Genomic DNA, 25,297 nt, shown 5'->3' with positions numbered 1-25,297 from the left:
AGGTATAGATGCCAAAATCATCTATGGCCTTAAAAGGATGTTCAATGAACCGAATAAAAATATTGATTCAAGAGCTAATCATACTCTTGTATGTGAGCTTATTAATTGGATGTAGCACCACAACAGTTCATGTTAATACACGCTATTTAAACGATATTGACTCGCAAACAATTAAAAGTGAACTCAAAGCAAAGGGATTAAAGGTAGAGTTTAATGATTTGGTTTTTCCTGAAAATATAACATCAACTAGTATTTTGTACTCACCTTTTATCAGCAATAAAGTAGCCCTTAGCCAAATCGAAAATATATTGGCTACCTCTGGATTCCATGTTGAAGATATTAGTGCATTAGTTGCAGCAAACCATTGGTATACCAAAGATACGATAGGTCTATTTATTGTCCCCGATGGTATACATCCCAATAGTGGTAAAAATAGTGAAGATATTGCATTGCAATATCAATCAGAGCAATGTGATAAATCTATACAATTAAATTTACAAAAAAACGGTAAATTCACTTATGAATTTAGCACTGCTCAAGAGAATATGAAACTAACCGGAACTTGGTCTATTACAGGCTATCCCTATATTCTATTAGAAAGTGAGGATCCGTATTTACACTATTATCTTGAAGTTTCTCGAAATAAAGCAATGGATAAAATTAGCGAGATAATGTTGGTAAAGCTGACGCCACTAACTAATTCACCTGTTATTTCAAATTGTACTTTTCTTCATGGCATAAGAATTTAGCCATCGCTAGTATTAATCTGTATCACCTCAATAGTTTGAAGATCAAGCATGCGCCATTGAATATTGAAATGATATAAGGTCATCCCATATATTTTATTATCGATTTTAGTTTGCTTGTACGCCGGGCGGGGATCTTGCGCTAAGACTTGTTCAATCAGCAGTGCGAAATCGGGCAATTGATGTCTACAATTGTCTATAGCTTGTTGTGCTTGTGCTGTGAAGTTTACGCTAAGGCTTATTTGTGGAGGCTGCTGTGCAAAACCGGCATTAACCTCTGTAATGGCATCAGAGTAGGGTATATAGGGCTTAATGTCGACAACGGGAGTTTGATCTAATAAATCCATGCCTGAAATATGCAAAATGATATCTTGATTGCGTTGTTCAATTCTCTCGAGTTTTACCACTGACATACCTATGGGGTTAGGTCTGAAGGTTGATCGTGTGGCTAATACGCCTATTTTTTTATTACCACCTAAACGTGGCGGCCTAACGAGTGGTTTCCAGCCTTGGGCTTGCGTACCATGAAAAATAAACAGCACCCAAATATGACTAAACTGGGTAAGTTCACGAACTGAATCAGCTGTATTTGCTTGGCCTATGAGTTGTATACTGCCTTTGGCCGACGTAACAAGACCGGGTTGACGTGGAATGGCAAATTTTTCTCTATAAGGTGAGCTGACCAAACCAATTGGTTTTATCGTGATATCGCTGGGTGTTGGTGTTGTGTTAGTCATTTGGCTTGCTTACAATGGCATAGGCTTTTGCGTAACAAATAACAATAGCATGGCATTGTTTCGCATCGTTACTCTCTGATAGTTGTACTAATTGTTCGTGCGTTAGTAACGTACATCCGGAAAAAACAACACCATTGGCGTGTTGGTCAAACGCTTGCTGTCTTGCTTGTGTTCGGGCATTGATTTCATCAGGCAATGCGTGATGTGATTTAGTTTGGCAATCTTGTCCTTCTACTGAGGCTATTAATTGATAATCACCTTTGATTGCTTGTTCACTTGAATAGACTTTAACGTTTGCGGCAGAAAAATAGCGATCGAAATTTTTCTTATCTAGATTGGTTGTAATGATGTTATTAGCACAGCTTGCCAGTATAATTGTGGTTAACAAAGCAATAACAAGGTTAATGAATAGTTTGTTAGTCATGCTGTGATGAATCCTATAACATATTGATATATATCAGCTTGATAAATAAAAAAGGTATCGCGTTACACAATACCTTTTCTTTTTATCGTTTTTTTAACCGCTATTAACCGCTATTAGCCGCGATAAGTTGAGCTAAGATAAATGAACCTTATTTTACTCGCATACCTGCTTTGGCACCATCGTCCGGATTAAGTATCCATAAATCTTGGCCACCTGGGCCAGCAGCTAATACCATACCTTCAGACATGCCAAAGCGCATTTTACGTGGTGCTAAATTAGCGACCATGACAGTATGTTTGCCAATAAGATCTTCAGGCTGATAGGCTGACTTTATACCGGCAAAAACCTGGCGAGTTTCACTCCCGTTTTCATCAAGCGCTAACGTTAGCTTTAATAATTTATCGGCTTTTTCTACGTGTTCAGCATTAACTATTTTGGCAATGCGCAGATCAATTTTAGCAAAATCATCGAATTGAATTTCTTCACTGATAGGGTCGACAGCTAGAGGGTTAGCAAGTGCAGCACTGTTATCAACTGCTTTTGCTTTTTTGCTAGCTTTAGCCGCTTTTTTCTTATCATCATTTGATGAAGTCGTTGGCACTAAGTTTTCTTTTGAAGCATCTGTCATTGCGTTGATTTTATCCATATCGACACGTTGTAATAGTGCTTTAAACTTATTGATTTTATGATCGGTTAATAGAGATTTATGTCCTTCCCACATTAATTCGTCATTTAAAAACTTAGCAGTACTATCAGCAAGCACAGGTAAGACTGGTTTTAAGTAAATCATTAATGTGCGAAACATATTAATACCAAGCGAGCAAATGTCATGAACTTCTTGCTGCTTGGTTTCATCTTTAATTAACTGCCAGGGCTCTTTAATAGCAATATATTCATTGACCTTATCGGCAAGCGCCATGATTTCTCGCATACCACGACCAAAGTCTCTGCTTTCATAATGGGCGGCAATACTATCACCTGCATGCATAACTTCATCAGCAAGGGCTTGGTTATCTATATTAGCGGATAACATGCCATCAAAACGTTTAGTAATAAAACTAGCACAGCGAGAGGCAATGTTTACCACTTTACCCACTAAATCAGAATTTACTCGTTGAGCAAAATCTTCAAGGTTTAAATCTAAATCATCAATGCGGCTTGTTAATTTGGCTGCATAGTAATAACGCAAATATTCAGGGTTTAAATAATCTAAATACGTACTGCCTTTAATGAAAGTACCTTTAGATTTTGACATTTTAGCGCCATTAACGGTTACAAAACCATGGGCAAAAACATTGGTAGGTTTACGGTATCCTGCGCCTTCTAACATTGCTGGCCAGAACAAACTATGGAAATAAATAATGTCTTTACCAATAAAGTGGTATAGTTCAGCAGTGGAGTCTTCATGCCAAAAAGTATCAAAATCTATCGCGGAATTTTTGTCGCAGAGATTTTTGAAACTACCCATATAACCAATTGGGGCGTCTAACCACACATAAAAGAACTTGCCCGGTGCATTGGGTATTTCAAAGCCAAAGTAGGGCGCATCACGGCTAATATCCCACTGTTTTAGGCCTTGCTCAAACCATTCATTTAGTTTATTAGCCATCTCTTCCTGTAGCGCACCACTGCGTGTCCAGTCTGTTAGCATCTGCTCAAAAGCGGGCAAATCGAAGAAGTAATGTTCAGAGTCTTTTAATACCGGGGTTGCGCCAGACACTACTGAGCGTGGATTTAATACTTCAGTAGGTGAATATGTTGCACCACAATCATCACAGCTATCGCCGTTTTGATCGTCACTTTTACATTTAGGGCAGGTGCCTTTAACAAAGCGATCAGGTAAGAACATGCCTTTTTCAGGATCGTACAGCTGAGAAATCGTGCGTGTTTTAATATGACCGTTGGCATGTAAGCGGTTATATATTTGTTCTGCAAACAGCTTGTTTTCATCACTGTGAGTCGAATGATAGTTATCGAAACTGATATGAAAACCAGAAAAATCGGCCATATGCTCATCACGTACCGCACTAATCATTTCTTCTGGTGTGATACCCAGCTCTTGTGATTTAAGCATAATAGGCGTGCCATGGGCATCATCAGCGCAGACAAAATAGGTTTCATGTCCACGCATTCGCTGGAACCTTACCCAAATATCTGTTTGAATATGTTCAAGTAAATGGCCTAAATGAATTGAACCATTGGCATAAGGGAGTGCGCAAGTAACTAATATTTTGCGTTTTTCTGATGTAATTGGCGAATTAATAGCTGTAGACATTGAATTAATCGTGTATTTTGATGGTAATAATGGCTGCAATAGTACAGAATTTAACGTTTATACTCAAATGATTAATGTCATAAGATGTTAGGTAATATGTTCGGCAAATTATTCGCTAGTAAAAGCGCAAAAAAAAACTCAAAAGCACTGACCAACACTTCGTCGCCAAGCATTCATAGTTCTAAAAATAGTTCTGATATTGCCTCGGGTGATGCAGCGTTAACTTTAGCTGAAAAAACACAAATTATTTCAGATACTTTAACTGATTATACGTCAGAGAACTTTCCCAAAGGTGTGCTCTCGGTTTGCTCGCATTTTCAGGTGAATCATAATCAAGCACACGCTATCGATGTTAAGTTAACGGTGCCATTTCCTTGTCAGGGTGAATTAGACGATATTGCTAAATTGTTAGCTGACACCTTACAGCAAGCCATCAGTTTTTCCTTAGAGCTATCTGTTAGTGCAGTGCGCGCCTCTTCCCTTTCGGGCAGTCAAGCTAACATAAAAAATATTATTGCTATTGCTTCGGGTAAAGGCGGTGTGGGTAAATCTACCACGGCAGTTAACTTAGCTTATGCACTTATGGCTGAGGGTGCTAAAGTTGGTATTTTAGATGCAGATATATATGGGCCATCCATTCCAACCTTGTTGGGCTTAAAAGAAGCAAAACCTAGCTCTGAAGACGGCAAACTCATGAACCCACTAGTGGCAAATGGTTTAAGTGCTATGTCTATAGGTTTTCTTGTTGATAAAAATGATGCAACCGTTTGGCGGGGTCCCATGGCAAGTGGTGCATTTAATCAGTTGCTGAATGAAACCGCTTGGCCCGAGTTAGATTATCTATTGATTGACATGCCACCAGGTACTGGCGATATTCAATTAACACTCGCACAGAAAGTACCAGTGGCTGCCGCTGTTATTGTGACAACACCACAGGATATTGCCTTGATAGACGCCGCTAAGGGCGTTGCCATGTTTGATAAAGTCAAAGTTCCGGTGTTGGGCATCATTGAAAACATGAGCTACCATTTATGCGAAAACTGTGGTCATAAAAGTCATATTTTTGGCGAGGCGGGTGGGGTGAAAATGGCAGAGTCGAAACAGACATCTTTATTAGGCCAGCTCCCTTTAGATATTAACATACGTCAAGATGCTGATTTTGGGCATTCAGAGCTCATTGAAAATAGCACTGGCGATATCGCCTGTTTGTACCGTAGAATAGCGCGGAATATTGCTGGGCAATTATTTTTACAACTTGATAATGCGAGTCCACTGACTCCGACTGTTGAATATGAAGATTAAGCAACCACTGCGGTTATTACTACAAACATACTATAAGAAAAAATTATGAGATTATGTGATAAAGATATTGAGCAATACCTAGATGAAGAAAAAATAACTATTTTACCTAAGCCTGATAGTTCAATGATATCAGGTGTAAGTGTTGATATACGCTTAGGTAATGAATTTCGTGTTTTTCAAGATCATACCGCACCTTTTATTGACTTGAGTGGTCCCAAGGAAGAAATGCAAAAAGCAATGAACTCAGTGATGAGTGATGAGATATACATTGCCGATGGCGATGCTTTCTTTTTACATCCGGGTGAATTAGCTTTAGCTGTTACTTATGAGTCAGTGACCTTGCCAGCAGATATTGTTGGTTGGCTTGATGGTCGATCTTCTTTGGCAAGGCTAGGTTTGATGGTGCATGTTACTGCACATCGAATCGATCCTGGTTGGTCTGGGCAAATTGTACTTGAGTTTTACAATTCAGGTAAATTACCTTTGGCGCTTCGTCCTAAAATGAAAATAGCGGCGTTGAACTTTGAGACGATGTCGTCAAGTGCAGCACGCCCTTATAACAAACGAGAAGACGCAAAATATCGTGATCAAAAGGGTGCTGTGGCTAGTCGAATCAGTCAAGACGATAAATAATCTAAAGGTTGAGTTTAACTCGCTTTTATTGGGGCCGTCGTTGGCGTGTTTTGAGCTGTATTGGCCAAACATGCCTCAAGTGTTTTAATGAGTTTTTTCTGATCATGGTGATGAGGCACTTTATTGTGCGCTAGGTCATTACAAATAACACGCACTTTAGCTGATTTAACTTTCGCATCTTGGCAGATAACACTATCAATGGGCAAACAACCAATATTTTCTTCAATCCAACTAAGCTTTTCATCGATGGACAGCTTGGCCGCAGGGCTATTTTCTGGTACTAAATTATCAATAAACACACAATGACCTTTTCGGTTATCAATTGCATTGCTGATGTCTCTAATTAGCAATGGCGGTATGATACTGGTTAAAAAGCTACCTGGCCCTAAAATGATCAGATCAGCTTTATTAATTGCATCGATACAGGGACTAATCGACTTAACCAAAGGTGCAAGCATCAAGCTGCTTGGCATAATAGGCATTTCATCAACAGACAGTTCACCCACTCGACAAAGCCCTTCAGCATAAAAAGCCATTAAATCGGTCGGTGTTTCAGACATGGGTAACACTTGAGTTCGTACACGCAAGATACGTCTAACCAGTTTAATTGAATCTAAAGGTCGAGATTGGACTTGTCCTAAACCATAAAGGATCAAATTTCCTAAATTATGACCCCCTAGTTCATCATTACCATCAAATCGATAATTAAATAACTGGCTACCGATGGAGTTATCATCGACAAGTTCAGTTAAGCAGTTGCGTAAATCACCCCATGCAATAGTACTACTGCGTTTACGTAGTTTTCCTGTTGAGCCACCATTATCTGTGGTGGTAACGATGCCTGTCAGTTTGTCACCCATAAAAGATAAGGTAGATAAAACTCGGCCTAAACCATGCCCACCACCTATTGCTACAATATTTAATTTATCTAACTGCATGCGTCAAATTACTTGTTAATGCGTTAATTCTACGTATGCGAACAATACCTGTTAATGCTTAAAAAAGAAAGTAGGGTATATTTTTGCTGTTTTTGCAATTTTTCTACCAACTTCAATTGCAAGAGGTAAGATTAGAATTTGTACAACCCAAACAACTAGTTAAGTAAAAAATAAGCAAGTTGCCGTTTAAGTAAACACTCAAACAGGTTTTTACCACATTTTGATGTTTTTTTTAAAATAAGTGTTGACAGTTTCAAGGCTGCTGCTTAGAATGCGCCTCGTTTTCAGCAAGTGTTCATTTCTAAGAAAAGACCCTGTTGAGAAAGTTACTTTGACTTACAAGTTAAGCCAAGTGACTTATATTTAATAGCTATTAGGCCAGTTGTTAAATGTAACCGTTTGAATTATTCCTTTGTTGGTGTATTTAAACAAGCGGGGCTATAGCTCAGCTGGGAGAGCGCTTCGCTGGCAGCGAAGAGGTCTGCGGTTCGATCCCGCATAGCTCCACCAAATTAGATTTTTTGTTAAAGTCTGCTTTACATAGGCTGTAACCAAAAATAGATAGTTTTAACTTGTTTCAAGTTTTAGTGTTTGATAATGTCGCTCAGTCTCACTGGTTCGGCGTTCACCTACACTAAAACGTCGAATGTATTCGACAAACAGTTTTAGTGTCCCTATCGTCTAGAGGCCTAGGACACCGCCCTTTCACGGCGGTAACAGGGGTTCGAATCCCCTTAGGGATGCCACATTCATTTTATTAGCGCTATGCTCTTTTAAAATAAATAAGTCTGCTTATACTTACTAAAAATAAGCAATATTGTAATTGGTAATTTACCAGTTTTAGTTTTGGGTAATGTCGTTCGGCTTCGCAGGCTTAACACTCACCTAACACTAAAACAGCGAATATATTCGCTAGCAGTTTTAGTGTCCCTATCGTCTAGAGGCCTAGGACACCGCCCTTTCACGGCGGTAACAGGGGTTCGAATCCCCTTAGGGATGCCACTTTATTTTGTAATAGGTTTTTGCAAGTTAAGGTGCTTAAAAAGTGAATCAGTTGCTTATACTGATATTTTTCTTAGAAAAATAAAAATAAGTGTTTAGAGTTTTAGTTTTTCTATAAGTCTACTATGCTTAGATTTAAGTTAAATTAAATCACCAGAGTGATCTGGTAGATAGTTTGAATTAACATAGGTTAATCCAGTGTCCCTATCGTCTAGAGGCCTAGGACACCGCCCTTTCACGGCGGTAACAGGGGTTCGAATCCCCTTAGGGATGCCACTTTTTAATTGGATAACTTTTAAAAAGTGTACGAAAAGTGAAATATAGAAAGCCCACGCAATAGTTAAGTATTGCGTGGGCTTTTTTGTGCTTGCTGATAAAGAGTATCCATATCACTTATTTTCAATAATTGTCGACAATCATACTTAAGTCTACTTGCAAAATAAAATAATTCCGCTATTATCTTTCCTATAAATGAAATGTGTCGACAATTTTAACTTGACACAAAGTAAGGTGTTAACTGTATGTATTTAACCAATCCAACTCAACAAACTGCTGTTACTACTGCTGATAGAGTATTTGAGCAAATACAACATGCCATTGTTGAAGGTGACATTCCTTCAGGCAGCAAAATAAGTGAACCAGAGCTAGCAAAGCGTTATCAAATTAGTCGTTCAACGTTACGAGAAGCGCTTAACCGCCTAGAAAAGTGTCATTTAATCGAACGTAAAGCTAATGTTGGCTCGCGTGTGGTTGACTGTACTATAGAAGGGTTACTTGAGCTTTATATAACACGAGAAGCACTTGAGGGCATGGCATGTCGTCAAGCCGCTTTAAATATGTCTGATATGGAAATTGCTGACATGCAAGCTATGCTTAAAGCCCATGGTCAAACTCAAGAGTTGAAAGATGGTGTCGCTTATTATCAAGAGCAAGGTGATTTAGATTTTCATTATAAAGTTATTTTATGCAGCCATAACAAACAGTTAATAGATTTGATTTGCGGGCAACTATATCACTTAGTACGTATGTATCGTTGTCAATTTGGTATGAACAGCCCAAGAGCAAGTCGGGCTTTTAATGAACACTCGCAAATTCTTCAAGCCATAACCGACCGAGATGGTGAATTGGCTGAAATGTTAATGCGACGACATATTGCCGCATCAAGAAAAAATATCGAAAAGAAAATAGCAGAACAAAATTTACTGGATTAAAAATCGACCCAAGAGGAAATATTATGACTACCATTTTATCAGCTGGCGCTAAATTTCGCCAAGCACTAGAAAATAACAAGCCGCTTCAAGTCGTTGGTACAATCAATGCTTACTGTGCAATGATGGCGGAAAAATTAGGTCATCAAGCAATCTATTTATCAGGCGGCGGAGTTGCTAATGCCTCTTATGGTTTGCCTGATTTAGGTATGACTTCATTAAATGATGTGATAGCTGATGTTTCGCGAATTACTGCGGCCTCTTCGTTACCTTTATTAGTTGATATTGATACAGGTTGGGGTGGTGCATTTAATATTGCTAAAACTATTCGCGATATGGAAAAAGCCGGCGCAGCGGCGGTACATATTGAAGATCAAGTAGCGCAAAAGCGCTGTGGTCATCGCCCAAACAAAGAAATTGTTTCTACAGAAGAAATGGTTGATCGCATTCGCGCGGCAGTTGATGCACGTATAGACCCTGATTTCTTTATTATGGCGCGTACTGATGCATTTGCTCAAGAAGGACTTGAAGCTGCACTTGAACGCGCTAAAGCTTATGTCGCGGCAGGTGCAGATGGTATTTTTGCTGAAGCAGTCAAAACAGAAGAGCATTACCGTGCCTTTACCGAAGCCTTAGATGTGCCAGTTTTAGCCAATATTACAGAATTTGGTCAAACAGAGCTTTGGAATAAAGAACAATTAGGTGAGTGGGGCTGTGCTATGGTGCTTTACCCATTATCAGCCTTTAGAGCAATGAATAAAGCGGCTGAGTCAGTTTATAGAACATTATTAGCCGATGGCGATCAAAAAGCGGAAATTGATAATATGCAAACCCGTATGGATCTTTATGATTACCTTGGTTACCACGACTATGAGCAAAAGCTAGATGCTTTATTCTCAGAAGGCAAAAATAAATAAATCAATTTCTTACTGCTATTTCGCCTTGATTGATAGTCAAAACCATCTGGCTGATTAATCATTGCGAATCGGGCATCATATTAAATAATATAGAAAATAAAAGCTAAAGAATGAAAGGATGAGGAAAGAATTATGTCAGATAAAAAATTAAGTGGCGCAGGTCTACGTGGCCAAAGTGCAGGTGAAACATCTTTATGTACTGTAGGTAAATCAGGTAGCGGTTTAACGTATTGTGGTTATGATGTAGCCGATTTAGCTGAAAACGCAACATTTGAAGAGGTTGCTTATTTACTTTTTAATGGTGAATTACCTAATTCAGCTGAGTTAGCACAGTACAAAGCTGAATTATTGGCAATGCGTGATATTCCACAAGCATTAAAAGAAGTGTTAAAGCTTATTCCAAAAGATGCTCATCCTATGGATGTTATGCGTACCGGTTGTTCTTTTTTAGGCAACGTTGAACCAGAAGTTGATTTTTCTGAGCAAAATAAAGCCGCTAACCGTTTATTAGCCGCTTTTCCTGCAATCATGTGTTACTGGTATAAGTTTTCACATGATGGTGTTGAAATTGATTGTACAAGTGATGAAGCATCGCTTGGTGGTCATTTCTTACGTTTATTGAACGGTGAAAGTCCTTCAGCTCAACACGAAAGAGTAATGGATGTATCATTGATTCTTTATGCTGAGCATGAATTCAATGCCTCAACCTTTACTGCCCGTGTTTGTGCTTCTACCTTGTCTGATATGTTCTCATGTATTACCGGTGCTATTGGTACTTTGCGCGGTCCTCTTCACGGTGGCGCTAATGAAGCAGCTATGGATATGATTGAGAAATTTAATTCTCCAGAAGATGCTAAAGTACAAATGGCAGGTATGTTAGAGCGTAAAGAAAAAATTATGGGCTTTGGTCATGCCATTTACCGCACATCTGATCCACGTAACGTAATCATTAAAGCGTGGTCAGAAAAATTAGCGGCAGAAAATGGTGATACTTCACTTTATGATATCTCTGTTGCGTGTGAAGAGTTTATGTGGGATACCAAAAAATTATTCTGTAATGCTGATTTCTTCCACGCTTCAACGTACAACTATATGGGTATTCCAACTAAATTGTTTACACCTATTTTTGTTTGTTCTCGTTTAACTGGTTGGGCTGCACATGTTATGGAGCAACGTGCTAATAACCGTATTATCCGTCCATCAGCTGACTATACTGGCGCAGAGCCACGTAAAGTAAATCCAATCGCACAAAGATAATATTAGTACCAAAGGCGAGTATTAAGTTGCAAAGCATCATTTTGCTTAATACTTGCTTTTTTTAGGGAGCCAATTATGAATTATGATTACCGCAAGCCATTGCCGGGTGCAAATATTGATTATTTTGATACCCGATCAGCAATTGAAGACATAAGCGCTGGTGCTTATGCAAAATTACCTTATACCTCGCGTGTATTAGCTGAGCAATTAGTCCGTAAGTGTGATCCTGCCGCACTTACTGAGTCACTAAAGCAAATTATTGAAGTTAAACAAGAGCTTGATTTCCCTTGGTATCCAGCACGTGTGGTTTGTCACGATATTTTAGGTCAAACCGCTTTAGTTGATTTAGCGGGTCTGCGCGATGCAATAGCTGAGCAAGGTGGTGATCCATCAAAAGTTAACCCTGTTGTGCCAACGCAGTTAATTGTAGATCACTCTCTGGCAGTGGAAGCTCCCGGTTTTGATGCTGATGCATTCCAGAAAAACCGTGATATTGAAGATCGTCGTAATGAAGATCGTTTTAAGTTTATTGAGTGGACAAAAACAGCGTTTAAAAATATTGATGTAATACCTGCCGGTAACGGCATTATGCACCAAATCAATTTAGAGAAAATGTCGCCGGTTATTCAAGCACGTGATGGCGTTGCTTTCCCTGATACTTGTGTTGGTACTGATTCGCATACTCCACATGTTGATGCGTTAGGTGTTATCGCCATTGGTGTTGGTGGTTTAGAGGCTGAAACCGTGATGTTGGGTCGCCCATCTATGATGCGCTTACCTGATATTATTGGTGTTAAGTTAACGGGTAAACGTGCACCTGGTATCACTGCAACTGATATGGTTTTGGCAATTACTGAATTTTTACGTAATGAAAAAGTCGTATCTAGTTATTTAGAATTCTTCGGTGAAGGTACTAAAGATTTAACTATTGGTGATCGTGCAACTATCTCAAATATGACACCCGAGTACGGTGCATCTGCTGGTATGTTCTATATTGATGAGCAAACCATTGATTATTTAAAACTTACCGGTCGTGAGCCAGAGCAAGTAGCACTTGTTGAAACTTATGCTAAGCATACAGGCTTATGGGCTGATGATTTAGTTGAAGCGCAATACCCACGTGTAATTGAATTTGATTTATCGACAGTTTGTCGGAATTTAGCGGGTCCTTCTAATCCACATCGTCGTTTAGCAACGGCTGATCTAGTATCAAAAGATATCGCTAGAGATTTAGATGCATGTAAAGCACAAGAAGCCAATGGTGAAATGCCAGACGGCGCAGTTATTATTGCTGCTATCACCTCTTGTACTAATACCTCTAATCCACGTAACGTCGTTGCAGCGGGTCTTGTTGCTAAACGTGCAAACGAATTAGGTTTGGTACGTAAACCTTGGGTTAAATCTTCATTTGCGCCAGGTTCAAAAGTGGCAAAACTATACTTAGAAGAAGCTGGTTTATTACCTGAAATGGAAAAACTTGGTTTCGGTATTGTTGGTTACGCTTGTACTACATGTAACGGTATGTCGGGTGCGTTAGATCCGAAAATCCAACAAGAAATTATCGACCGTGATTTATACTCAACAGCAGTATTATCCGGTAACCGTAACTTTGATGGTCGTATTCATCCACACGCTAAACAAGCATTTTTAGCGTCACCACCATTAGTGGTTGCTTATGCACTTGCGGGTACGATGCGTTTTGATATTGAAAAAGATGCTTTAGGTCAAGATCAAAACGGTAACGATATTACCTTGAAAGATATTTGGCCATCAGACGAAGAAATTGATGCAATTGTAACTTCAGCGGTAAAACCTGAGCAATTCAAAAAAATCTACACGCCAATGTTTGATTTAGGCGCGTTTGAGCCAGCTGAAAGTCCATTATACGACTGGGATCTTAAAAGTACTTATATCCGTCGTCCACCTTATTGGGAAGGTGCGCTTGCGGGTGAACGAACCATGAAAGGTATGCGTCCATTAGCGGTACTTGGTGACAATATCACAACGGATCATTTATCACCGTCTAACGCTATACAGTTAAACAGTGCTTCTGGCGCTTACCTTGATAAAATGGGTGTGCCGCATGAAGACTTTAACTCATATGCAACGCACCGTGGCGATCATGAAACTACACAACGTGCAACATTCGCTAACCCGAAATTGTTCAATGAGATGTGTCGTGACGTAAATGGCGAAGTTAAGCAAGGTTCATTAGCGCGTATCGAGCCTGAAGGGACAGAGTCTCGTATGTGGGAAGCCATTGAAACCTACATGGAACGCAAACAACCATTAATCATTATCGCGGGTGCTGATTACGGTCAAGGTTCATCGCGTGACTGGGCTGCAAAAGGGGTTCGCTTAGCTGGGGTTGAGGTTATTGTTTCTGAAGGTTTTGAGCGTATTCACCGTACTAATTTAATTGGTATGGGTGTTTTACCACTTGAATTTACTAAAGGTGATACACGTAATACTTACGGCATTGACGGTACTGAAACTTATGACGTAATTGGTACTACCGCACCAGGTGGTGCTATGACTGTTGTTATGACGCGTAAAAATGGCGAAGTTGTAGAAATCCCTGTTAAGTGTCGTTTAGATACTGCTGAAGAAGTTACCGTGTACAACGGCGGCGGGGTATTACAGAAGTTTGCCACCGATTTTTTGAAATCTAATGCTTAAATGGTTTTTTAGCCTTATTTCTTCGTTGGAAGTGCTCATTGACGTTCGTCAACTCCGCGCTTCAGCCTTGAACTAAAGCTAAAACCCTGCTTTAAGCAAATAGATTATATGCAATTATTTTATAGCAGTAAGTCAGATAATAACTTACTGCTTTTTTATTGAAAAATTTAGAGGTGTTTAATGTCTAATGTTCCTCAAGTAAAAATACCGGCGACTTATATTCGTGGTGGTACATCTAAAGGTGTATTTTTTAATTTAACAGACTTACCTGAACGCTGTCAGGTGCCAGGTGAAGCGCGCGACAATATGTTATTACGTGTTATTGGCAGTCCTGATCCCTATGGTAAACAAACAGATGGTATGGGGGGGGCAACTTCTAGTACCAGTAAAACAGTAATCTTAGCGAAGTCTGAACAAGCAGATCATGACGTTGATTATTTGTTCGGACAGGTTGCAATTGATAAAGCATTCGTTGACTGGTCAGGTAACTGTGGCAACTTAACTGCCGCTGTTGGTTCTTTTGCTATTTATTCTGGCTTAGTTGATAGCAGTCGCATCCCTGAAAATGGCGTTTGTACTGTCCGTATTTGGCAGAAGAATATTGCCAAAACTATTATTGCCCAAGTACCCATTACTAATGGCCAAGTGCAAGAAACCGGTGATTTTGAACTTGATGGTGTTACATTTCCTGCTGCAGAAGTGCCAGTTGAATTTATTGCGCCAGTTGATCCAAGTGAAGCCATGTTTCCAACGGGTAATATTGTCGATGACTTAGAAGTACCAGGTATTGGCACGTTTAAAGCGACGATGATCACTGCAGGTATTCCCACTATATTTTTAAACGCTGATGATATTGGTTACACAGGCACAGAATTACAAGAAGCGATTAATGGTGATGAAGCCGCATTGACACGCTTTGAAACCATCCGTGCTTACGGCGCGGTAAAAATGGGTTTAATATCTGACATTGCAGAAGCAGCAGGTCGCCAGCATACGCCAAAAGTAGCTTTTGTTGCACCTGCTCAAGATTATACTACTTCAAGTAATAAAATGGTTGCTGCAAGTGATATCGATTTACATGTACGTGCGTTATCTATGGGTAAATTGCACCATGCAATGATGGGAACTGCGGCTGTGGCTATTGGCACTGCAGCAGCTATTCCAGGAACTTTAGTTAATTTAGCCGCTGGAGGTGGTGATAAATATAACGTTACTTTCGGTCACCCCTCAGGTACGTTAAAAGTAGGTGCTGAGGCTGTTGAAGTTTCAGGACAATGGACGGTAAACAAAGTGGTTATGAGCCGAAGTGCTAGAATATTAATGGAAGGTTGGGTGCGCATTCCTGGTGATAGCTTTTAGTCACTTAGTGAGAGAAACTTTGTGACTTAAACTTGGTACTTTAGGCTAAAATGTTCACATAATACTTGCTTTAAATCCTAGTCAGTTTATAAAAGAGCTTACATAATTATTTATAAGGCTTTTATTTTGACTAGGTTTTTTAAAACATCATCAGTATTAAGTTTGTTTATTTGTGGCACATTAACACTGCTTAGTATGCCTTCATTTGGCGCTAAGCTAACCGTAACCGATAATTTAATTGTCAGTGAAATAGATAATAAAACTATCGAACATAGTTTTTTTCAAGATGAAGCGGTATTCGCGCTTACCCAAGGCGAACATGCCATTATCCTTCATTATAAAGATGTTTTTGAGGATATAGACTTTGCCCAAGAAAGGGTAGTGAAATCTGAGGACTTTGTCATTAGATTCAGCGTGTCAAATGAACAAGAATTACACTTGAGCACAAAAAAAATCAGCAATTTAGTTAGTGCCGAAAAATTTGTTAAATCGCCACAATTAATGCTCAAAGATGAGCACCACAAACAACTGGATATTACTTTAGAAAACGTCAGTGATTATAAATTAGCTCAACAGGTTAATCAGGTGGTAAATACCTTAACCACTAAGCAAAGCAGCCAGCCAAAAGTACCAACTCAAGTAAAACAGTCAATAAACCTTCCGAAAGAAACCACAGCGACCAAACAAGTAAAGGTCGTTAATAGTAACGTACAAGTGAATGCTGTAACCATGTTAAACTATTGGTGGCAGAGAGCTTCAAAGCAAGAGCAACAAGATTTTATAAATACTACCTTGACTGAAACTAAGCGTTAAGGCTCACATAAAGAAATTAGCGAATAAAACAGTACAGCAAACGTTTGAAGGAGAACACAGTGGCTAACCCTTGGATTTTAACTTTAGCAAATAAATGGGCAAATAAATGGGTAATAAGTACCGCGTTAATTATATCACCCTTGGCTATTGCTTCAGCCCATAGTGAATTTTATGGCATTGAAGTACAAGGGCAGTCTGGTGTTATGGTTCAACCCGATAGCTTCGCTTTATCTATTGCTGTCACTGAGCAAGGTCGGTTTACCGATAAAATTAGAGCAATTGTTGATGATAAAAGTAACCAAGTGGTGGCTATCGCTAAAGCGCAGGGGATCAGCTCAGACCATATAAGCTCAGCTAGCGTATCATTACGTGTGATAGAAGCAGCAAAAAACATACACTTACGTAAAGTAGAAGTGAACAAAAATTTACCCTCAGAGGTTAAAAGCAAGCTGCATTTGAACATTCGTGATGGCAAGCGTGATGCAAGCCAAGTAGATCATGTTATCCCTCAGTATTTTGAGTTAAGTCGCCGTATCACGGTAAAATTTTCTAACATTGATGGCTATGATGATTTTTTAGCAAAAATTACCAAAATAGGGGTAAGCCAGATATCACCATTGTCCATGTCGGTCGCTGATACAGAAAAATATTATCAACAGGCATTAAGTCAAGCGCTTAGTAATGCAAAAGCTAAAGCACAAAACTTAGCCAAGCAAGCGGATCAGTCGTTAGGGCGGTTAGTGTCTATTAAGGAATTAAGCAGTAATCATTATCGAGCACAATATAGTGCGCCAATGCGATCGGCAAATAGTGGTTTTTCCCATAATTCACAAGTGGGTAATCAGTCAATTAATGCAAGTGTTTTAGTGAAATTTACCTTAGAAGAATAAATAAAGGCTGAAAATTAAACTTTGTGATAGATTAAAGCTTTTATTCATGTGGCTTTCAGGGTATGTTATGCGTTTTTAAGCCACACTTAGATTGATGGAATAGATAATTGCAAAACAAAACTGAATTTTATCAGCAACTTTTAGCGCAAACAAAATCGTTAATTGATGATGAACCAGACTCCATTGCCAATATGGCAAATATCTCTGCACTCCTTTTTGATGCGCTTCCTCAGGTAAATTGGCTCGGGTTTTATCGCGTTATTGATAATGAGTTAGTACTTGGACCTTTTCAAGGTAAAGTTGCCTGTATCAGGATTCCCGTAGGGAAAGGGGTTTGTGGTACAGCGGTACAAACAAAAACCACACAACTTATAGACGATGTACACCAGTTTGATGGTCATATTGCCTGTGATGCAACAACCAATGCTGAAATTGTTATTCCTGTTCAAGTTAACGGTGATATAATAGCGGTTTTAGATATTGATAGTACGAGTTTTAATCGTTTTGACCAAGCAGATAAAACGGGTTTAGAAGCAATTGTTAATGCATTTGTACAGAATTTATCCGCTAGTAACGAATTGATGAGTACCCATAAAGGCCGATGAAAGAATTTGTTGATATACATGACTATTTAGTCACAGAAGCTGTTGTTGGTGACTGGGATGGTGATGAAGAAGCCGTTTGTGAGCGGGTCAATGAGCTATATCATACACTTTATGATTTAGCTGAAGAAGATATTGAAACACACGTGTTAGAGCAGCTGCTAGCTTTAATATGGGATACTTGGATTGGAGAAGAAGCATTATCAACCCTTGAATCCGAAGATATATATGATTGGTGTCGACATGTATTAGACAACAGAGATCAACATCTACAATCACAAGATTAATTATTTAAACCACTTAACTGAAAAATATAAAAGTTGTATTTATGGAAACTGAAATTAAACGAATTAGCACCAAAGACATTATCACTTACTTAGCGGAAAAATTCCCAGAATGTTTTTCAGTGAAAGGGCCAGTAAAACCATTGAAAATAGGGATTTTTCAAGACTTAGCAGAAAAACTAAGTGATGATGAAACCGTAAGTAAAACGCGTCTACGTCAGGCATTAAGACATTACACCAGCAGCTGGCGTTATCTTAAAGCAATAAAAGTGGGTGTTTTTCGTGTTGATGTTGACGGTAAAGATGTTGCTGAAATTGATGAAGAACAAGCAAATTATGCGAGCAAGACCTTAAAAGAAAGCCAAGAAAAATTTGGTAACAATTCTCCTGCAAATAAAAAATCATCAGAAAAAGGTGATAAACAAGCGAATAAAGCAGCTGACAGCAAGTCTGCAGGCGATGTTAAGCGCGACAATGCAAAATTTAAATCAGTTAAATCGGCTAAACCCAGTAAACGAAAACCTGTAAAAAAAGATTTACCGCCATTGAAACCGGTTGAATCAGCTACAATAGAAGTAGGAAGTAAGGTTAAAGTTCAATTGGGTAACTCACCTATGAACGCAATCATTACAGAAATTGCCGGTAAAGATATTAGTGTTCAACTTGATTCAGGTATGACCATTAAAACACAATTGCAAAATATATATTCATAACTTAGATGATTATAGAAGTGTTATCGCTTGGCTTGAATGTTAATTACAGTTTGGAGTAACCTGCATGCAAAAAATTTGTCGTATTGCACTGGCCGTATCATTATCGGTTAGTTTTTCAATAGGTAGTAATTATGCTTTCGCACAGGATGAGGCGTTAAACGAAATTCCTTTGCCCGCATTAGCACCAGAAACTCAGCATGCTACAGCGAGTAAACGTATTGCAGCAAGGTTTACTCGTGGTCACTACAAAAAAGTAAAAATTGATGATGTGCTTTCCCAAGAAGTGTTTGATCGTTATATCAAACAACTAGATTATGGCCGTAATGTTTTCTTAGCTACTGATATTGCAGAATTTAAGAAACACAGTTTAGATTTTGATGATGTGTTTGCCCGTGGCAAATTATCCATTGCTTACTCAATTTATAATGTCAATATGCAACGCCGCTTAGAGCGGTATCAATATGCCTTAAGCCTCCTTGATAAAGATATTGTAAGTGACGATAAAGCTCAACAAGCTCCTTTTGATTTCACAACAAAAGAAGTATACGCCTATGATCGAGAAGATGCTCCTTGGGCGCAAAGTAAGGCTGAGTTAGACGAACTCTGGCGCATTAAAGTTAAAGCCGATGCATTAAATTTAATATTAGCTGGTAAAGAATGGCCTAAAGCAAAAGAAGTACTGACTAAACGTTATAAATATGCAATAAAGCGTCTTAAACAAAGCGAAAGTGAAGATGTTTTTCAGCTTGTTATGAACAGTTTTGCTAGAGTAGTTGAGCCACATACCTCGTATTTATCCCCTCGAAATGCCGAACGCTTCCAAATGGAAATGAATTTATCGCTTGAAGGTATTGGTGCGGTATTACGTGCAGAAGAAGATTATACGGTCATTCAATCTGTAGTCAGTGGTGGCCCAGCAGATCAGTCTAAAGCATTAAAAGCCAAAGATCGCATTGTTGGGGTAGCCCAAGAAGGTAAAGATTTTGAAGATATTATCGGTTGGCGGTTAGATGATGTTGTAGATAAGATCAAAGGTCCCAAAGGAACCACAGTTAGATTACAAATTTTATCCGCTGAATCAGACGATATGTCTGAGGTCAAAGAAGTTGTTATTGTTCGCGATAAAATCAAATTAGAAAATAAAGCGGCTAAGTCTGCTATTTACTTTGAGCATGGCGGCAAGGAAAGTGATGATACTTCTGCAAAATCTGAATCAGCAACTAAACCAGAAACAAAAGGCCAAGGTAAGAAGTTAGGTATAATTACTATTCCTAGTTTTTACAATAACTTATCAGCTGATGTAAAGAAAGAAATAGCCAAACTGAAAGAACAAGCGGTTGAAGGCATTATTATTGATTTACGTGGCAATGGTGGTGGCTCTTTACCTGAAGCTACGTTATTAACTGGTTTGTTCATAGATAAAGGGCCTGTGGTTCAAATACGCGATGGCGCAAATCGTGTTGATGTTCATAAAGATAAGGATGGCATTAGCTATTATGACGGTCCTTTAACAGTAATGGTTGATCGCTACAGCGCTTCTGCATCAGAGATTTTTGCTGCTGCTATTCAAGATTATGGCCGTGGCGTGATAGTAGGTGAACATACCTTTGGTAAAGGTACAGTGCAACAGCATCGTGGTTTATCTCGAGTTTATGATTTATACGAAAATCCGTTGGGTAGTATTCAATATACTATTGCAAAGTTTTATCGTATTAATGGTGGAAGTACTCAACATCGTGGCGTATTACCTGATATTGCTTTTCCAACAGCAGTAGATCCTCAAGAGTGGGGTGAAAGTAAAGAAGAAAATGCTTTGCCGTGGGATCAAATTCAAAAAGCTAAATATTCTCAGCTTAATGACATTCGTGCTGATGTTGATAATTTAACTGCTCGATATCAACAACGTATCAAAGATAATAGCGAATTTAATTACTTACTAGCCGATATAGAAACATATAAAGCAGAAAAAGATGATAAAGTTATTTCATTAAACCTTGAAGAGCGTCGTAATAAACGTGAAGAGCGGAAAAAGAAGCGACTTATTCGTGCTAACGAAAGGTTAGTGAGTATGGGGAAAGCTAAGATTGCAGATCTTGAAGATTTACCTGATGATTTAGATGAACTTGATCCTTTTTTAGATGAGACTGCTCGTATAACTTTTGATTTAGTTAATCTCGGTAAAATTGCTAAGAAATGATAAAAAACTTTATGACAAAGCCGCCTTTATGGCGGCTTTCTTGTATCTTAAAGCAAGTATTTATATTTATTTTAAGCGAATAAATACTCATAAAATTGAACATATAATCGATAAAAATGATAATAAAGAGGTAAATTTACAATATGTCAAATCAAGTACCAGAGAAACGTTACGCTAAAGAGCCGAGCATGTTAGATGCATGTATACCAGTAATTTCCTTAGTTGCATTACTCGCTACTGCAGTGATCTATTTTGGCAATGACTCATCTTATGGGCCTAATCAAATTGGGCTGTTAGTTGCTATGGGTATTGCGATTGTTATAGGTTTGAAAAATGGTCATCAGTGGCGAGAAATAGAGAAGGCGATTGTTAACGGAATTTCGTTATCACTTGGTGCAGTACTGATTTTACTCGCCGTAGGTTCACTTATTGGTACTTGGTTGCTCTCGGGGACAGTGCCAACCATGATCTATTATGGTTTACAAATACTAAGTCCTAGTTGGTTTTATGCAGCAGCCTGTATTATTTGCGGCATCGTTGCATTAAGTATTGGTAGCTCATGGACAACGGCTGCAACCATAGGTGTGGCACTTATTGGTATTGCCCAAGGATTATCATTAGATCCGGCAATTACTGCGGGAGCAGTAATTTCTGGTGCCTACTTTGGTGATAAAATATCACCGCTTTCAGAAACAACCAATTTGGCACCCGCTGTCGCAGGTAGTGAGTTATTTGCCCATATTCGCTATATGTTCTGGACAACTATTCCTTCTATTTCAACTGCGTTAGTACTGTTTTTGTTTCTCGGTTTCAATGCAGAAGTTACTGCGTCTTCATCAACAATTAGCGACTTAAGTGCGCAATTAGCACAGCAATTTAATATCAGTTTGTTTAATTTAATTCCTTTGGTGGTGTTATTAGTGCTTGCGGTTAAAAAAGTCCCGGCGTTTCCTGCAGTTGCTATAGGCGCTTTAATGGGAGGCTTGTGGGCCGTGTTGTTCCAACAAGAGTTAATTCTTAGATTAGCTGATGACAATATCAATACTGTTACTGCAAATATTAAAGTGGTTTGGACTGCTCTTTTTGATGGTGTTAGCATATCAACAGGCAATAGCGAGTTAGATAAACTCTTAAGCGGTGGTGGTATGTCAAAAATGCTTAATACTATCTGGTTAATAATGTGTGCTTTAAGCTTTGGGGCAGTGCTTGAACATTTAGGCATGCTACGCAAGTTTGTTAGTGCCATACTGGCTGCAGCAAAATCAACGGGTAGTTTAATTGCTAGTACAGTAGCTACCTGTATAGGTACAAACCTTATCACGGCCGATCAATATATGGCTATTGTGATGCCGGGTCGTATGTATAAAGAAGAATATCAACGTCGTGGTTTGCACCCATTAGTATTAAGTCGAACTTTAGAAGATTCAGGTACGATTACATCGCCGTTGATTCCATGGAATACCTGTGGCGCCTACATGTATAGTGTCTTGTTAGTTAATCCGTTAGATTATATTTTTTATAGCTTCTTTAACTTAATCAATCCGGTTCTTGCTGTTATTTATGGTTTTATTGGCTTTAAGATTAAAAAAATAGCGACTAATGCATAATTCAACTCATTATTACTGATAAAAGAACAATTTTCCTTAAATCTTGGACTATTATCGGTATACAATAATATTAACAATGCTTGCTTTATAGTAGGCATTTTTTTCACCGACTATTTGGATCATTTATGACGCAATCTACTGCTCGCTTTCTAGCCGATTACTCGCCATCACTTTTTACCTTAGACACAGTTAACTTAACTGTTGATCTTGATGATTCTCGCACCCAAGTCATTAATGAGATGATGGTTTCACGCCAAGGCAGTCACAACAAAGCATTGGTTTTAGATGGCGAACAACTTAACCTAATTTCTGTAGCCATTAATGATCACCCGTTAAGCGCAGAACATTATCAGTTAACTGAGCAAACCCTGTCTTTAACCACGGATGAAAACAATTTCAAGTTAACGATTGTAACTGAAATTAACCCGATGGATAACACCTCACTAGAAGGCTTATTTAAATCAGGTGATGCTTTTTGTACCCAGTGTGAAGCTGAGGGTTTCCGTCGCATTAGCTACTACCTTGATAGACCCGATGTTATGGCTATTTTTACCACTAAAGTAATTGCCGATAAAACTCATTATCCTTATTTGTTATCTAATGGCAACAAAACAGCACAAGGTGAATTGGCTAACAACAAACACTTTGTTACTTGGCATGACCCATTCCCTAAACCTTGTTACTTATTTGCATTAGTTGCGGGCGATTTCGATTTACTAACTGGTAGTTATACTACCTGTACTTCGCGCGAAGTGGCACTAGAGATCTTTGTTGACAAGGGGAACTTGCATAAAGCTGAGCATGCTATGGCATCGTTAAAAAAATCAATGCAATGGGATGAGCAAACCTTTGGTTTAGAATACGACTTAGATATTTATATGATTGTTGCTGTTGATTTTTTCAATATGGGCGCTATGGAAAATAAAGGCTTGAATGTATTTAATAGTAAATATGTTTTAGCAGATAAAGACTGTGCGACTGATACTGACTATTTTAATATTGAAGCGGTCATTGCACATGAGTATTTTCATAACTGGACGGGTAATCGTGTCACTTGTCGTGATTGGTTCCAACTAAGCTTAAAAGAGGGTTTAACTGTTTTTCGTGATCAACAGTTTAGTGCAGATATGCACTCTAGTGCTGTCACGCGCATTCAAAATGTACGTTTGTTACGTTCACAACAGTTTGCTGAAGACGCAGGGCCAATGGCTCATCCTATTCGTCCAGAAAAAGTGCTTGAAATGAACAACTTCTATACTTTAACCGTTTATGAGAAAGGGGCAGAAGTTATTCGCATGTTACATACCTTACTTGGTAAAGAAAAATTCAGAGCAGGCATGGATCTTTACTTTAAGCGTTTTGATGGTATGGCAGTCACCTGTGATGATTTTATTAACGCTATGAGTGATGCTTCGGCAAAAGATCTCAACCAATTTAAACGTTGGTATAGCCAATCTGGTACGCCATCAATTAGAGTCAATGAAGAATTTAACAGCGCTGATGGCCAGTATAGTTTAACTTTGGCTCAACAGTCGCCGGTTACCGTTAATCAAGCGGCGCCGCAAGCTCTTCATATTCCAATTAAACTTGAACTCATCATTGATGAGCAAGTACAAGCCCATATGATTGAATTTACTGACAATGAACAAACCTGGAGTTTTAAAGGGCTAAGCAAAAAACCAACAGTGGCATTACTTGCAGACTTTAGTGCTCCCGTTAAAGTGAACTTTGCTCAAGATGAATCAGAGTTATTGACCATTATTTCAAAAGCTGAAAATAGTTTTTGTCGTTGGGATGCGGGACAAAAACTACTAATGTCTTATATAAAGTCGTTAGTAATAACGCCAGATTTTAAACTACCCAAGCAATTGATTAGTTGCTTTACCGATATTTTGACTTCAACCAATGATGCTGCATTTATCGCAGAGCAATTAGTCTTACCTAGTTTTGATGAAGCTGCTGACTTAATAGATGAAGTTGACCCGGTAAAATTAGCTGACAGCATTAATACGTTGATGTTGTTCATGGCTAAAGGGTTAGAAGCACCTTTGTTAAAAAAATTGCAATATTGTCAAAGTGTAATCACGACACCAGGGGAGAGCGAAGCACAAATAGTAGCTCATAAGGCGTTAAAAAATATTTGTTTGTATTATTTATCTGCATTATCACAACATAGCTCTTTAGTTGAACAACAGTTTACAAGTTCGGACAATATGACAGACTCTCTTGCCGCTTTACATTGTGGTGCTAAACATAATTTGGCTATTTTTGGAGGTCAAATGCACTCATTTGAACAGCAATGGCACGATACACCTTTAGTGATGGATAAGTGGTTCTCATTGTCTGCAACCCTTAACAGTGATGAGATCTTCGCCCAATTAGAACGCTTAACTCAGCATCGATTATTTAGTTTAAAAAACCCAAACCGAGTGCGCTCCTTAGTGGGGGCTTTTGCCATGAGTAATCCAAAGTATTTTCATTGCAGTTCTGGTAAAGGTTACACATTTTTAGCCAACATCATTGCTGAGTTAAATACGATTAACCCTCAAGTTGCCTCTCGATTAATTACCCCATTAATTCAATTTAAAAGTTTTGCAAAACCAAACCAAGCATTAATGAAAGCACAGTTAGAGCGTTTACAAGCACTGCCATCATTATCTAATGATTTAAAAGAAAAACTTGATGCTGCATTAACGATGTAACTTTACATAGCA

20 protein-coding genes and 4 tRNA genes are annotated in these 25,297 nt (G+C 38.7%); 20 read left to right on the top strand and 4 right to left on the bottom strand.

Annotated features, from left to right (window positions below):
• Positions 1–44: 44 nt before the first annotated feature.
• Positions 45–749 (top strand): hypothetical protein, encoded by a 705-nt coding sequence (locus ABXG98_RS07560; RefSeq protein WP_353538093.1) that lies wholly within the window; start codon positions 45–47, stop codon positions 747–749.
• Here ABXG98_RS07560 and tsaA read toward each other — a convergent pair.
• The 3 genes from tsaA to metG form a co-directional block, all read right to left on the bottom strand.
• Positions 746–1,483, bottom strand: coding sequence for a tRNA (N6-threonylcarbamoyladenosine(37)-N6)-methyltransferase TrmO (gene tsaA, locus ABXG98_RS07555; RefSeq protein ID WP_353538092.1), 738 nt, complete (start codon positions 1,481–1,483; stop codon positions 746–748). The two genes, ABXG98_RS07560 and tsaA, sit on opposite strands and share 4 nt — an antisense overlap.
• Positions 1,476–1,907 (bottom strand): rcsF protein, encoded by a 432-nt coding sequence (locus tag ABXG98_RS07550; RefSeq protein ID WP_353538091.1) that lies wholly within the window; start codon positions 1,905–1,907, stop codon positions 1,476–1,478. Before ABXG98_RS07550 ends, tsaA begins: the two co-directional genes overlap by 8 nt.
• A 148-nt stretch (positions 1,908–2,055) precedes the next feature.
• The gene (gene metG / locus ABXG98_RS07545) at positions 2,056–4,182 is read right to left on the bottom strand and encodes a methionine--tRNA ligase (protein ID WP_353538090.1); all 2,127 of its coding nucleotides are present in this window, start codon (positions 4,180–4,182) and stop codon (positions 2,056–2,058) included.
• A 96-nt stretch (positions 4,183–4,278) separates the two neighbouring features.
• On the opposite strand from metG, the gene apbC reads away from it, so the two are divergent.
• Together apbC and dcd are read left to right on the top strand one after the other, a co-directional pair.
• Positions 4,279–5,484: an iron-sulfur cluster carrier protein ApbC gene (gene apbC / locus ABXG98_RS07540; protein WP_502901545.1), complete on the top strand. Its 1,206-nt coding sequence runs from the start codon at positions 4,279–4,281 to the stop codon at positions 5,482–5,484.
• A gap of 45 nt (positions 5,485–5,529) precedes the next feature.
• A complete protein-coding gene (gene dcd / locus ABXG98_RS07535) occupies positions 5,530–6,117 on the top strand; it encodes a dCTP deaminase (protein ID WP_353538089.1) in 588 nt (195 codons plus the stop codon).
• A 14-nt stretch (positions 6,118–6,131) separates the two neighbouring features.
• On the opposite strand, the gene ABXG98_RS07530 is transcribed toward dcd, so the two are convergent.
• Positions 6,132–7,055: a gluconeogenesis factor YvcK family protein gene (locus ABXG98_RS07530; RefSeq protein ID WP_353538088.1), complete on the bottom strand. Its 924-nt coding sequence runs from the start codon at positions 7,053–7,055 to the stop codon at positions 6,132–6,134.
• Positions 7,056–7,489: 434 nt separating this feature from the next.
• Here ABXG98_RS07530 and ABXG98_RS07525 point away from each other — a divergent pair.
• The 17 genes from ABXG98_RS07525 to pepN all read left to right on the top strand — a co-directional run bounded on the left by ABXG98_RS07525 (position 7,490) and on the right by pepN (position 25,285).
• A tRNA-Ala gene (locus ABXG98_RS07525) sits at positions 7,490–7,565 on the top strand.
• A gap of 160 nt (positions 7,566–7,725) precedes the next feature.
• A tRNA-Glu gene (locus ABXG98_RS07520) sits at positions 7,726–7,801 on the top strand.
• 180 nt (positions 7,802–7,981) lie between these two features.
• A tRNA-Glu gene (locus ABXG98_RS07515) sits at positions 7,982–8,057 on the top strand.
• Between the two features lie 200 nt (positions 8,058–8,257).
• Positions 8,258–8,333, top strand: a tRNA-Glu gene (locus tag ABXG98_RS07510).
• 245 nt (positions 8,334–8,578) lie between these two features.
• A complete protein-coding gene (locus ABXG98_RS07505; RefSeq protein WP_353538087.1) occupies positions 8,579–9,268 on the top strand; it encodes a GntR family transcriptional regulator in 690 nt (229 codons plus the stop codon).
• Between the two features lie 23 nt (positions 9,269–9,291).
• A complete protein-coding gene (gene prpB, locus ABXG98_RS07500) occupies positions 9,292–10,182 on the top strand; it encodes a methylisocitrate lyase (protein ID WP_353538086.1) in 891 nt (296 codons plus the stop codon).
• Positions 10,183–10,314: 132 nt separating this feature from the next.
• Positions 10,315–11,439, top strand: a complete 1,125-nt coding sequence (gene prpC / locus ABXG98_RS07495) for a bifunctional 2-methylcitrate synthase/citrate synthase (RefSeq protein WP_353538085.1) — start codon at positions 10,315–10,317, stop codon at positions 11,437–11,439.
• 75 nt (positions 11,440–11,514) lie between these two features.
• Complete coding sequence (gene acnD / locus ABXG98_RS07490) at positions 11,515–14,118, top strand: Fe/S-dependent 2-methylisocitrate dehydratase AcnD (protein WP_353538084.1); 2,604 nt, start codon at positions 11,515–11,517, stop codon at positions 14,116–14,118.
• A gap of 180 nt (positions 14,119–14,298) precedes the next feature.
• Positions 14,299–15,477: a 2-methylaconitate cis-trans isomerase PrpF gene (gene prpF / locus ABXG98_RS07485; RefSeq protein WP_353538083.1), complete on the top strand. Its 1,179-nt coding sequence runs from the start codon at positions 14,299–14,301 to the stop codon at positions 15,475–15,477.
• 126 nt (positions 15,478–15,603) lie between these two features.
• Entirely contained in the window at positions 15,604–16,290 is a 687-nt protein-coding gene (locus tag ABXG98_RS07480; protein ID WP_353538082.1) for a DUF2057 family protein, read from the top strand.
• Positions 16,291–16,349: 59 nt separating this feature from the next.
• Complete coding sequence (locus ABXG98_RS07475) at positions 16,350–17,180, top strand: SIMPL domain-containing protein (RefSeq protein ID WP_353538081.1); 831 nt, start codon at positions 16,350–16,352, stop codon at positions 17,178–17,180.
• 107 nt (positions 17,181–17,287) lie between these two features.
• Positions 17,288–17,785 carry a free L-methionine (R)-S-oxide reductase MsrC gene (gene msrC, locus ABXG98_RS07470; protein WP_353538080.1) on the top strand — a complete coding sequence of 166 codons (498 nt, stop codon included), beginning with the start codon at positions 17,288–17,290 and terminating at the stop codon, positions 17,783–17,785.
• Positions 17,782–18,069: a hypothetical protein gene (locus tag ABXG98_RS07465; protein WP_353538079.1), complete on the top strand. Its 288-nt coding sequence runs from the start codon at positions 17,782–17,784 to the stop codon at positions 18,067–18,069. Before msrC ends, ABXG98_RS07465 begins: the two co-directional genes overlap by 4 nt.
• 41 nt (positions 18,070–18,110) lie before the next feature.
• The gene (proQ, locus tag ABXG98_RS07460; protein ID WP_353538078.1) at positions 18,111–18,779 is read left to right on the top strand and encodes an RNA chaperone ProQ; all 669 of its coding nucleotides are present in this window, start codon (positions 18,111–18,113) and stop codon (positions 18,777–18,779) included.
• 64 nt (positions 18,780–18,843) lie between these two features.
• Positions 18,844–20,976, top strand: coding sequence for a carboxy terminal-processing peptidase (prc, locus tag ABXG98_RS07455; RefSeq protein ID WP_353538077.1), 2,133 nt, complete (start codon positions 18,844–18,846; stop codon positions 20,974–20,976).
• 143 nt (positions 20,977–21,119) lie between these two features.
• A complete protein-coding gene (nhaC, locus tag ABXG98_RS07450; protein ID WP_353538076.1) occupies positions 21,120–22,583 on the top strand; it encodes a Na+/H+ antiporter NhaC in 1,464 nt (487 codons plus the stop codon).
• Positions 22,584–22,708: 125 nt separating this feature from the next.
• Positions 22,709–25,285: an aminopeptidase N gene (gene pepN, locus ABXG98_RS07445; protein WP_353538075.1), complete on the top strand. Its 2,577-nt coding sequence runs from the start codon at positions 22,709–22,711 to the stop codon at positions 25,283–25,285.
• The last annotated feature ends 12 nt before the right edge of the window (positions 25,286–25,297 follow it).

This window comes from Colwellia sp. KU-HH00111, assembly GCF_040362745.1.
GTDB lineage: Bacteria > Pseudomonadota > Gammaproteobacteria > Enterobacterales > Alteromonadaceae > Colwellia.
The sequence above is the reverse complement of the archived record's forward strand: the minus strand, read 5'-3'. Positions and strand labels throughout refer to the sequence as shown.

Coding starts and splice junctions, on each gene's coding strand:
- ABXG98_RS07530 (WP_353538088.1), bottom strand. CDS start 7,055: ATGCAGTTAGATAAATTAAATATTGTAGCAATAGGTGGTGGGCATGGT.
- dcd (WP_353538089.1), top strand. CDS start 5,530: ATGAGATTATGTGATAAAGATATTGAGCAATACCTAGATGAAGAAAAA.
- ABXG98_RS07505 (WP_353538087.1), top strand. CDS start 8,579: ATGTATTTAACCAATCCAACTCAACAAACTGCTGTTACTACTGCTGAT.
- prpF (WP_353538083.1), top strand. CDS start 14,299: ATGTCTAATGTTCCTCAAGTAAAAATACCGGCGACTTATATTCGTGGT.
- prpB (WP_353538086.1), top strand. CDS start 9,292: ATGACTACCATTTTATCAGCTGGCGCTAAATTTCGCCAAGCACTAGAA.
- prpC (WP_353538085.1), top strand. CDS start 10,315: ATGTCAGATAAAAAATTAAGTGGCGCAGGTCTACGTGGCCAAAGTGCA.
- prc (WP_353538077.1), top strand. CDS start 18,844: ATGCAAAAAATTTGTCGTATTGCACTGGCCGTATCATTATCGGTTAGT.
- apbC (WP_502901545.1), top strand. CDS start 4,279: ATGTTCGGCAAATTATTCGCTAGTAAAAGCGCAAAAAAAAACTCAAAA.
- nhaC (WP_353538076.1), top strand. CDS start 21,120: ATGTCAAATCAAGTACCAGAGAAACGTTACGCTAAAGAGCCGAGCATG.
- tsaA (WP_353538092.1), bottom strand. CDS start 1,483: ATGACTAACACAACACCAACACCCAGCGATATCACGATAAAACCAATT.
- acnD (WP_353538084.1), top strand. CDS start 11,515: ATGAATTATGATTACCGCAAGCCATTGCCGGGTGCAAATATTGATTAT.
- pepN (WP_353538075.1), top strand. CDS start 22,709: ATGACGCAATCTACTGCTCGCTTTCTAGCCGATTACTCGCCATCACTT.
- metG (WP_353538090.1), bottom strand. CDS start 4,182: ATGTCTACAGCTATTAATTCGCCAATTACATCAGAAAAACGCAAAATA.
- ABXG98_RS07550 (WP_353538091.1), bottom strand. CDS start 1,907: ATGACTAACAAACTATTCATTAACCTTGTTATTGCTTTGTTAACCACA.
- ABXG98_RS07560 (WP_353538093.1), top strand. CDS start 45: ATGAACCGAATAAAAATATTGATTCAAGAGCTAATCATACTCTTGTAT.
- proQ (WP_353538078.1), top strand. CDS start 18,111: ATGGAAACTGAAATTAAACGAATTAGCACCAAAGACATTATCACTTAC.
- ABXG98_RS07465 (WP_353538079.1), top strand. CDS start 17,782: ATGAAAGAATTTGTTGATATACATGACTATTTAGTCACAGAAGCTGTT.